This window comes from Domibacillus sp. 8LH, assembly GCF_038806185.1.
Lineage (GTDB): Bacteria > Bacillota > Bacilli > Bacillales > Domibacillaceae > Domibacillus > Domibacillus indicus_A.
The window spans coordinates 1-325 of the sequence record NZ_JAVJNG010000098.1 but is presented as its reverse complement, the minus strand read 5'-3'; the positions used below and the strand labels follow the sequence as shown (position 1 = coordinate 325).

Sequence of the window (325 nt, the reverse complement as noted above, 5' to 3'; positions counted from 1 at the left end):
ACAAAAGAAAACTGTTCAAGCATTAGGACTTAGAAAGATTCGTCAATCCGTAGTACGTGAAGATACTGATGCCGTTCGCGGTATGGTTAACAAAGTATCTCATCTAGTAGCGGTTAAAGAACTTTAATTATATAATTGCGTAAAGAGGAGGTGCTCGAATGAAACTTCATGAATTGAAGCCATCAGAAGGAACACGCACAAATCGTAACCGTGTAGGTCGTGGTATGTCATCTGGTAACGGAAAAACTTCCGGCCGTGGACATAAAGGTCAAAAAGCACGTTCAGGCGGCGGTACTCGTCCGGGCTTTGAAGGTGGTCAAATGCC

At 43.7% G+C, this 325-nt stretch carries 2 protein-coding genes; both read left to right on the top strand.

The annotated features are described in order from the left end of the window. The coding region (gene rpmD / locus RG959_RS23955) for a 50S ribosomal protein L30 (protein WP_342799291.1) at positions 1–127 on the top strand (127 nt) is incomplete at its 5' end. Between the two features lie 31 nt (positions 128–158). Beyond that, positions 159–325, top strand: a 167-nt coding sequence (rplO, locus tag RG959_RS23950; protein ID WP_342799290.1) for a 50S ribosomal protein L15, incomplete at its 3' end; no start/stop codon positions are given.